Origin of the sequence: Luteococcus sp., from assembly GCF_043424415.1 — a bacterium.
Classification (GTDB): Bacteria; Actinomycetota; Actinomycetes; order Propionibacteriales; family Propionibacteriaceae; genus Luteococcus.
The window spans coordinates 1-9,539 of the sequence record NZ_JBHWOO010000197.1; the positions used below are offsets into that span (position 1 = coordinate 1).

At 68.7% G+C, this 9,539-nt stretch carries 4 protein-coding genes and 1 pseudogene; 3 read left to right on the plus strand and 2 right to left on the minus strand.

Annotated features, from left to right (window positions below):
• Positions 1-28: 28 nt before the first annotated feature.
• A complete protein-coding gene (locus ACHFFZ_RS11375) occupies positions 29-3,418 on the minus strand; it encodes a hypothetical protein (RefSeq protein ID WP_394276730.1) in 3,390 nt (1,129 codons plus the stop codon).
• A gap of 106 nt (positions 3,419-3,524) precedes the next feature.
• Positions 3,525-4,643, minus strand: coding sequence for an alanine dehydrogenase (gene ald, locus ACHFFZ_RS11380; protein ID WP_394276731.1), 1,119 nt, complete (start codon positions 4,641-4,643; stop codon positions 3,525-3,527).
• A 463-nt stretch (positions 4,644-5,106) separates the two neighbouring features.
• Between ald and glpA the strand changes: the two are divergent.
• The 3 genes and pseudogenes from glpA to ACHFFZ_RS11395 form a co-directional block, all read left to right on the plus strand.
• A pseudogene (gene glpA / locus ACHFFZ_RS11385) lies at positions 5,107-6,657 on the plus strand (anaerobic glycerol-3-phosphate dehydrogenase subunit GlpA); the annotation flags it as partial.
• Between the two features lie 197 nt (positions 6,658-6,854).
• Positions 6,855-8,117, plus strand: a complete 1,263-nt coding sequence (gene glpB / locus ACHFFZ_RS11390; RefSeq protein ID WP_394276732.1) for a glycerol-3-phosphate dehydrogenase subunit GlpB — start codon at positions 6,855-6,857, stop codon at positions 8,115-8,117.
• A gap of 116 nt (positions 8,118-8,233) precedes the next feature.
• Positions 8,234-9,484, plus strand: a complete 1,251-nt coding sequence (locus tag ACHFFZ_RS11395) for an anaerobic glycerol-3-phosphate dehydrogenase subunit C (protein ID WP_394276733.1) — start codon at positions 8,234-8,236, stop codon at positions 9,482-9,484.
• Positions 9,485-9,539: the final 55 nt, after the last annotated feature.

Genomic DNA, 9,539 nt, shown 5'->3' on the forward strand with positions numbered 1-9,539 from the left:
AGACCGGGGCCGTGACCAGCCTCGAGCATCAGTCGAAGCTCACCTGGCGGCCCAGGGTTCCGGTGAGCTGGCGCAGGTAGGCGGTGGACTGCACCGTGGCCAGGTCCTGCTGCACCGAGGCCAGCCGCTGGTCGAGGTGCAGGCGGCGCACCGGACGCGCATTCTCGGCCTTGCGGACGAAGGGTGACAGGTCGGCGATGCCCTGCTTGAGCTGGGCGATGTCGGCGGCCTGCTTGGCACTCAACCGCTGCGCGTACCAACCGGAGTCGAGGACGACCTGGCGGGTGAACAGGGCCCGGAACTCCGGCGAGTCCAGCGTCCAGCCCTTCTCGCTGCGTCCGTGGGCCATGATCTCGAGCAGCGCCCGCAGCGGCGGGGTGGCCAGCTCGATGGTGCCGTCGGCGAAGTAGGTGCGGGCCACCCGCTCATGGGTGGCCACCACCACGTCCACGCTCTCGCAGAAGACGTCCAGGTCCTGCTCCTCGGGCCGCAGCATCTCGGGGGTGAAGACCATGTCCGGGTGCAGGAAGATGCGCCCGAAGTAGGTGGTGGCGAAGAGCTCATTCATCCGGTAGCCCAGCCGGCTGGCCTGGATGGTGCGACCGTCGTGCTCGAAGTCGGCCATCTTCTCCAGGAAGCCGCCGGCCACCAGCGCCTCGGCGCGGCGCTCATCCGGTGTCATGCGGCTGAAGATCTCGGGCACCAGCAGCGAGATGTCGTGGTCGACGCGCACCTTGGGCCCGATCACCCCTGCCGAGCTGAGCCAGCCGTCGGTCTCGGTGAGCACATAGCTGAGCAGTGCGGCGTTGAGGTCGATGATCGAGGGCAGGGCATTGAAGGGCCCCTTGGTCATCGCGCCCTCGCTGCCGGCGCCGGTGGTGGAGGGTGACTTGCCGGTCATGGAACTGATGAACTCCATGAACAGCTCCGGCAGCTCCATGTGGTGCAGCGGGTTGTAGGCGCACAGCGGCGGCACGCCCGGCTCGGCGGCGTTGTTGCGACGCCCGGCGGCCACCACGTGCACCGGCATCCGCAGCGGCTGCGCGGTGTCCATCTTGCGTTCCAGGTGGACGGCCAGGTCGGCTGCGGCGGTGCCCTCGGGATTGGTCAGGTCGGGGCGGCGCTGCAGGTAGCGGGGATTCTTCGAGCGCTTGCCGTCGACGATCCGGGGCTCGGAGGAGATGGCCAGGAAGGACGGGTGGGCGTCGTCGGGCTGTTCGGCGAAGTCGACGATCCGTTGGCGCATCGGCTCGGTGAACAGGCTCAGGCCGGCGGCATCGGCCACGATCTCGCGGGCGCGCTGTCGGGTGATCGGCTCGAAGTTGCTGATGAAGGAGCCGTCACCGGCCATGTCCTTCTCGGTCTGCTTGTCGTAACCGCGGTGGATGGCGTCGTCGGGGCGCTGGAAGAGCAGCTGCTCGCAGTTGCCGACGTACTTGGCGCTCGGCGCCTCAGGCGCGTCCGGGTCGGGCGCCACCACCGAGGCGGTGATGTCGTCTTCGGTCTGCACCTTCATGGCTGGGGAGAAGTCGGGCCGCAGGCTGAACAGGTGCCATCCGCCGTCGGACTCGAAGCCGACGCGCAGCATGTTGACCATGATGTCCACACCGTCGAGGCGCAGCGCATTGCCCTGGCGGCCGTTGATGCGTCCGACGGTGAAGTGGCTGCGCCAGTCGTCGCCCCATTCGGGCTTGTAGTAGCGCTTGACGGTGAAGACCAGTTCACTGATGTGGGCGGGGATGGTCGACAGCCACTGGTTGTACTCGTCGGTGTACTCCTCGCGGCGGGTGAGCAGCTTGATCACCGAGCCCAGCGAGCGGTCGGCCGACAGCAGCGGGCGGGTGTCGTGGGCGGCCTCGTCGCGGAAGCGCTGCGAGTAGTCGTGCTCGAGCAGGGCCTGCACCTGGTCCATGTCGTGCTCGAAGTCGGCCACATAGGCCTGGCCGAAGACGAAGGCGTCGAGCAGGCTCTTGCTGATCTCGCTCTTGCCGCCGCCCGAGACGGTGGCGGGCTTGTGCAACTGGGTGGACCAGGGCGAGGTGCCGATCAGGTGCCACTGGGTGGCGTCGGCATCGCGCTGCTTGGCGTGCACCCGGTAGCCGTTCGGAGCCAGGTAGGTGACGCCGGCCAGCAGTTGGGTGCTGCCCTCGCTGCCGTCGGGATTGGTCCAGCTGACCGTCTGGGTGCGCATCGAGTAGCTGGCCTTGCCGGGAACCACCACCAGGTGCGGCTGCTGCAGGTCGATGGCGTGGCCTGCGGGCTGCATCTCGAAGCGCTCCGGGTTGCGGGCCACCACGTCGGCGACGGTGTAGTCGTCGGGGGTGAAGGTGTCGCGCCACTCCTGGCCGAGGTTGTAGGCGGGGAAGGCCAGGGCGCCGCCGGAGTGCTCCTCCTCGGCCAGGCCGAAGAGGTTGGCCGAGTAGGAGATCTGGGTCTTGACCTCCTTCTTGCAGTAGCCGAAGTAGTTGTCGGCGATGACGGTGACGATCACGCCGCGTTCGTCGCGGGCGCACACCTTGAAGGCCTGGCCGCCGTTGTAGCACTCGTCCTCGCGCTCCCAGCACATGCCGTCGCGCTGCTGGCGCTCGGTGGCCTGGCTGACGTGCGGCAGCCCGAGCTGCTTCTTGGTGAGGGTGCGCAGGTGCGGTGCGAGGATGACGGCGCCGGTGGTGCCGGTCCATCCCTGCGGGTCGAGCGAGGCGTCGTTCTCGGGCAGGTAGGGGTCTCTGCCGTTGCCGAAGATGCCTTCGACGAAGTCGAGGTTGGAGACCAGGCCGCCGGGCGCGATGAAGCGCACCTCCATGGTGCGTTCGCGGGTGGAGCCGGGCACTGCAGGCACGACGAGCGGGCGCAGCATCAGCGAGACGAAGCAGGCGGCCTTGCGGTTCTGGTTGGCGGTGAAGGGCAGCTGCAGGTCGGCCTCGGGCGGCTGGAAGGCGGCCTCGAGCAGGCGGGCGAAGACCTCGACGGGCACGGCCAGCTTGTCGTCCTGGATGGGCAGGCCGCCCTCGGCGACGTGGAAGACGCCGGCGGTGGTGCGGCGGTCGTTGGCGGGATTGTGCAGCACGCCATTGGCCAGGCGGTAGGAGGAGAGCAGTTCGGAGCAGAACTGGTCGCCGTCGTGGGGCAGGCTCAGGGCGCGGGCCAGGCCGGGGGTGTCGAGGACGAGGGTGCTGTGGGGCAGCTGCGGCTGGATGCCAGTGACCGAGAGGTAGTCGTCGAGGAAGGCCTGGATGCGCATGTCGGCGGCGCACAGGCGCTCGCCGAGGCGTCGGGAGAGCTCGCGTTGGCGGGCGATGATGGGAGCGACGAGCTCCCCACCGCGCAGCCCCTCCTCCTGGGTGGCCAGGGGGAGACCGAGCAGTGCCAGGCGCAGGTTGATTGCGGCGATCTCTTGGGCGGGGATGGTGGTGGTCATGACTCCATCCAACTCCACGCCGGGGGCACGGGGAAGGGGCGGGGTGGACTTGCCACCCCGCCCCTCGCCCAGTACCGCAGGGGTTCTCAGTCCCTTGTGGCCGATGTCACTCGCCGAGCACCTCGGACAGCGGGGTGCAGGGCAGGTCGAAGGCCTCGGCGACGCCCTCGTAGGTGATCTTGCCGTCGTAGGTGTTGAGGCCCCTGGCCAGCGCCTCGTTCTCCTGCAGGGCCTTCTTCCATCCCTTGTCGGCCAGCTGGACGGCGTAGGGCAGGGTGGCATTGGTCAGTGCCCAGGTGGAGGTGTTGGGCACCGCACCGGGCATGTTGGCCACGCAGTAGAAGACCGAGTCGTGCACCTCGAAGGTGGGGTCGTCGTGCGTGGTCGGGTGGGAGTCCTCGAAGCAGCCGCCCTGGTCGATGGCGACGTCGACCAGCACCGAACCGGGCTTCATGCCCTTGACCATCTCGTTGGTGACGAGCTTGGGGGCCTTCTTGCCGGGGATCAGGACGGTGCCGATCACCAGGTCGGCCTCGGCGACCTGCTGCTGGACGGTCAGCGAGCTGGAGGCCAGGGCGTGCACCTTGTTGCCGTAGCGCCAGTAGGAGTTGCGCAGCTTGTTGAGGTCGACGTCGAGGATGGTCACGTCGGCGCCCATGCCCATGGCGATCTGGGCGGCATTCTGGCCGGCGACACCGCCGCCGAGGATGACGACCTTGGCCTGCTGGACGCCGCCCACACCGCCCATGAGGACGCCGCGGCCGCCGGAGGCCTTCATCAGGGTGTGTGCGCCCACCTGGGGTGCCAGGCAGCCGGCCACCTCGGACATCGGGTAGAGCAGCGGCAGGGCGCGGTCGGGCGTCTGGACCGTCTCGTAGGCGATGCCGATGGTCTTGGACTGCAGCAGTGCGTCGGTCTGGGGGCGGTCAGCGGCCAGGTGCAGGTAGGTGAACAGGATCAGGTTCTCGCGCAGGTACTTGTACTCGGCCTCGATGGGCTCCTTGACCTTGATCACCATGTCGGCGATTGCCCAGGTCTGCTCCGCATCAGGCAGGATCGTGGCGCCCTGGGCCTCGAACTCCTCGTCGGTGATCGACGAGCCGAGGCCGGCACCCTTCTGGACATAGACCTCGTGGCCGTGCGTGACGAGTTCGTGCACGCCCACGGGGGTGATGCCGACGCGATACTCGCGGTTCTTGATCTCTGTAGGCACTGAAATCTTCATTGAGTTCAGCCTTTCTCGCTGGGATTGAGATGACTCGACGCTAACACCGAGGGGTCCTTCTGCCGTGGTGGGTGGCCTGTTGTGGGGGTGTCCGGACTGGTCCTTCGCCTCCAGAGCGCGTTTGGAACGTGCCAACTCTCCCGTGGGTCGCGCACGCGGCTTCCGAAGGGATGGTGGCGAAGTCCACAACTGGCGGTTGTCTAGGCCTTTCGCCTTCGCTGGTGAAGTCAGGGGGTGAGATTCCACACAGGTCCACGAAGGGTGCACGAAGAACCCGTGTTCCGCCACCTCCTGGCCGTGATTGCACATTCGTTCACAGCGTGTGGCACATCGTGCACTTCGGCGGAGATCAGGCGGCAGCCATCGCCTTTTGTCACAGGCGGTGCCTAGGCTCGTGGCATCGGCGCACTGGCGCCACACGGATCATGCGCGATGGCGCGCGGACCGCAGAGGGGAGATCTCGATGAGACGGATGCAGGCCGACGTGGTCGTCGTCGGCGGCGGCGCGACGGGGGCAGGAGTCGTGCGCGATGTCGCGATGCGCGGCTATTCCGCCGTGCTGGTGGACCGTGCCGACCTGGGTCAGGGAACCACCGGGCGCTACCACGGGCTGCTGCACTCCGGTGGCCGCTATGTGGTCTCCGATCCCCACTCGGCCACCGAGTGCGCCCGCGAGAACGCCATCGTCACCCGCATCCACGCCGATGCCGTCGAGGCCACCGGTGGCCTGTTCGTCGTCACCCCCGAGGACAGCGAGGAGTATGCCGACAAGTTCGGCCCCGCCGCCCTGGCCACCGGGGTGCCGTGCGAGGAGATCAGCATCGCAGAGGCGCTGCGTCGTGAACCGCGCCTCAACCCGGGCATCAAGCGCGCCTTCGCCGTTCAGGACGGCACCGTCGACGGCTGGCAGATGGTCTGGGGCGCCGCCCACAGCGCCATGGACCACGGCGCGAAGGTGCTCACCTACCACAGCGTCACCCGCATCGAGCGCGACGGCGACCAGGTCTCCGCGGTGTTGTGCACCGACATGAAGAGCCTCGACCAGGTGCGCATCGACTGCCGCTTCGTCATCAATGCCGGCGGCCCCTGGGCCGGGCAGATCGCCCACATGGCCGACTGTCCCGGCGTCGACGTGGTGCCGGGCCGCGGCATCATGATCGCGATGAACCATCGCCTGGTGAACCAGGTGGTCAACCGCTGCATCTACCCGGCCGACGGCGACATCCTGGTACCGGTCCACACCGTCTCGATCATCGGCACCACCGACGTGAAGGCGGACGATCCCGACAAGCTCGAGATCCCGCGCGACGAGGTGCAGCAGATGCTCGACTCGGGCGAGGCGCTGGTCCCCGGATTCCGCCAGGCGCGCGCGGTGCATGCCTGGAGCGGTGCCCGACCGCTGGTCAAGGACTCCCGCGTCAGCGCCACTGACACCCGCCACATGAGCCGCGGCATGAGCATCATCGACCACGAGGCCCGCGACGGGCTCAAGGGCCTGCTGACGATCAGCGGCGGCAAGCTGACCACCTACCGCCTGATGGCCAAGAACATCGTCGACGTCATGTGCGAGCAGCTGGGCGAGGATCGCCCCTGCACCACCGAGACCGAGGCGGTGCCGGGCAGCGAGAAGCAGAAGAACTACCACGTCACCCATCGGCTCGCCGAGCGCGAGGCCGACCGGCTGGAGGACCAGATCATCTGCGAGTGCGAGCTGGTCAGCCGCCGCCAGCTCACCGGGCTGATGGCCGAGCAGCCCGACGCCATCCTCGACGACCTGCGCCGCCAGCTGCGGCTGGGCATGGGCCCCTGCCAGGGTGGTTTCTGTTCCACCCGGGCCGCGGGGATCGCAGTCGAGGAAGGAGTCTCGAGCGTCGAGCGGGCCACCGAGCAGCTGCGTGACTTCCTGGGCAACCGCTGGGTGGGGCTGTGGCCGATCCTCTACGGCGACCAGGTGCGCCAGACCGCCCTCGACAACTGGATCGTCAAGGGCACCCTCGACGTGGAGCACCTGCCCGGCAGCGACGTGCAGCTGGTGCCGGGTGAGGGCGAGGGGCAGTTCGACGTGCCCAGCCACCAGGCTGCCCCCGAGGGCCGTTCCCAGACGGAACAGGCCTCGATGGCAGCGGGCGAGAAGCAAGGGGCGGCGGCCGAGGCGAGCAGCAACAGCTCGGACCCGGAGTTGGCCAGCCGGAGCGAGAACGAGGAGCAGAAGTGAGTGAGGTCATCGTCATCGGTGCCGGGCTGGCCGGTCTGACCGCCGCCCTGCGCCTTCGCCAGGAGAACCACAGCGTCACCCTGCTCACCAAGGGGATCGGTGGCCTGCAGCTGGGTCAGGGCACGCTCGACGTGCTCGGCTATGCCGGCCCGCGTCGGGTGGAGCGTCCGCTGGAGGAGATGGCGGCCTTCGTCGCCGAGCACCCCGAGCATCCCTATGCAGTACTGGGGCGCGGCCCCGTGGAGCGCGGCATTGACTGGCTGCGCACAGTGCTGGGCGAGGAGCAACTGGTGGGGGAGGCCGACACCAACCGGCTCTACCCGACCGCGGTCGGGGCAATACGTCCCACCGCCCTGGTACCGCCCTCGATGGCCGCTGGCGAGCTCGTCCTTGGCAAGAAGCTGCTGGTGGTGGGCGTGCGCGAGCTGAAGGACTTTCCGGCGGCCCTGGTGGCCGGGAACCTGGCTCGCACCCCGCTGGCTGGCGGATCCGTGGAGGCCCGCGCCGAGACCATCAGCTTCAAGGCCTTCGGGACCGGAGTCGACTTCTCGGCGCTGGCCATGGCGCGGGCGCTGGACGAGCCGGTTCGTCGCCGCGAGCTGGTGGCGGCGCTCAAGCCGCTGGTACGCGAGGGGGAGAGCGTGGGTCTTCCCGCGATCCTGGGCGCCAACGACGCCACCGCCTGGCGCGACATCGCCGAGCAGCTGGGGGCCCCGGTCTTCGAGATCCCGCTGCCGCCGCCGTCGGTGCCGGGCTGGCGCCAGAACGAGGCGCTGGTGCAGGCCGTGAAGGATGCCCGCGTCCGGCTGGTCAACGGCACCAGGGTGCTGCGCTCCCGCGTGCAGGACGGCCGGGTGAAGGGCGTCACCATCAAGGGCACTGGACGCGAGGTGGAGTACACCGCCGACCACTTCGTGTTGGCCACCGGTGGCTTCGAGTCGGGTGCGCTGGTGCTGGACAGCCACAATGAGCTGCACGAGTCGGTCTTCGGCCTACCGGTGCGCGGCGGGCGGATCGACGACCTGGTGCACGGTGACTACTGGGGCGCCGACCAGCCCCTGTTCGCCGCTGGCCTGGCCGTCGACGACCGGATGCGACCGCTGGATGCCGACGGCGCCGCGGTCCACCCCAACCTGCACGCCTGTGGCGGCATCCTCGCCGGGGCGCAGCGATGGAGCGAGAAATCGGGCGAGGGGATCGCCCTGGGCAGTGCGATGTGCGCTGCCGAGGCCGTCCTGGCCGATCTGGAGGAGAAGTGATGACTGAGGCGAACAAGCCGACCGACCGGGCCGTGGCGGGCCACGAGGCCGAGACGACGGAAGCGCGGGTGGAGGCCCTGGCGCCGGTGCAGCAGCGCGAGGCGGCCAAGCAGGCCATGAACCATGCCCTGGACGAGCTGACCCGAACCACCCTGGACCACTGCGTCAAGTGCACGATCTGCGAGACGGCCTGCCCGGTCGCCCGGGTGACGCCGCTGTTCAGCGGACCCAAGTTCGTCGGGCCGCAGGCCGAGCGCTTCCGCGACGGCGAGAGCGTCGACCACTCGCTGGACTACTGCTCCAGCTGTGGCATCTGCACCCTGTCGTGCCCGCAGGGGGTCAAGATCGCCGAGCTGAACTCGCAGGCGCGCGCGGTGATGAAGAAGGACAACATGCCGATCCGCGACCGGCTGATCACCCAGACCATGCTCGAGGGCGCGGTGATGAGCCCGCTGGCGCCGGTGGCCAATGCCGCGCTGGGCATGAAGCCGGTACGCACCGTGATCGAGAAGGTGGTGGGCGTCCACCGCGACGCCCCGATGCCCGAGGCCCACCGCGAGACCCTGCGCGCCTGGCTCAGGAAGCGCCCGGCCCGCACGACCCCTGCCACCAAGGGGCCGGTGGTCTTCTTCACCGGCTGCGCCGGCGGCTACTTCGAGACCGAGACCAGCAAGAAGTCGATCGAGGTGCTGGAGCACCTGGGCTACGAGGTGCTGGTGCCCAAGCAGGGGTGCTGCGGTCTGGCCGAGCAGTCCAACGGCCTGTTCGAGCAGGCGACCAAGAGCGTGCTGAAGCTGTGCCGCCAGCTGCAGTCCGCCGGCAAGGACCTGACGATCATCAGCGCCTCCGGCTCCTGCGTGGGCATGCTGAAGCACGAGGCGCACGAGATCATGGGCGTCGATGCCGAGGAGCTCAAGGACGTGGGTACCCGAAGCCGCGACATCAGCGAGTTCCTGCTGGAACTGGCCGATGCCGGTGAGCTGCCGCTGGACTTCCAGCCGATGGACATCGAGATCCCCTACCACCAGCCCTGCCAGGTGAAGAGCCAGGGCATGGGCATGCCCGCGCTGCACCTGCTGGAGCTGATCCCGGGCGTCACGGTGGCCGAGAGCGGCCAGCCCTGCTGTGGCATCGCCGGCACCTACGGCCTGAAGAAGGAGAAGTACGAGGTGGCGCAGGCCGTCGGCAAACCGGTCTTCGAGCACATGAAGAAGCATGACCACGGGGTGGGTGCCTGTGACACCGAGACATGCCGTTGGCAGATCCGCAAGGGCACAGGCATGAAGATCGTGCACCCCATCGAGATTCTGCACCACGCCTACGGGCTCTCGGATGACCTGCTGCCGGGAGCGGGCCCGAAGGACTGAGGCACCCTCACACAGGCCACGGCCCGGGCCGCGACGACACCGTCGTGCCCACATT

Excerpts from the sequence above, each read along its gene's own strand:
- ACHFFZ_RS11375 (WP_394276730.1), bottom strand. The coding sequence starts at position 3,418 with ATGACCACCACCATCCCCGCCCAAGAGATCGCCGCAATCAACCTGCGC.
- ald (WP_394276731.1), bottom strand. The coding sequence starts at position 4,643 with ATGAAGATTTCAGTGCCTACAGAGATCAAGAACCGCGAGTATCGCGTC.
- ACHFFZ_RS11395 (WP_394276733.1), top strand. The coding sequence starts at position 8,234 with ATGAACCATGCCCTGGACGAGCTGACCCGAACCACCCTGGACCACTGC.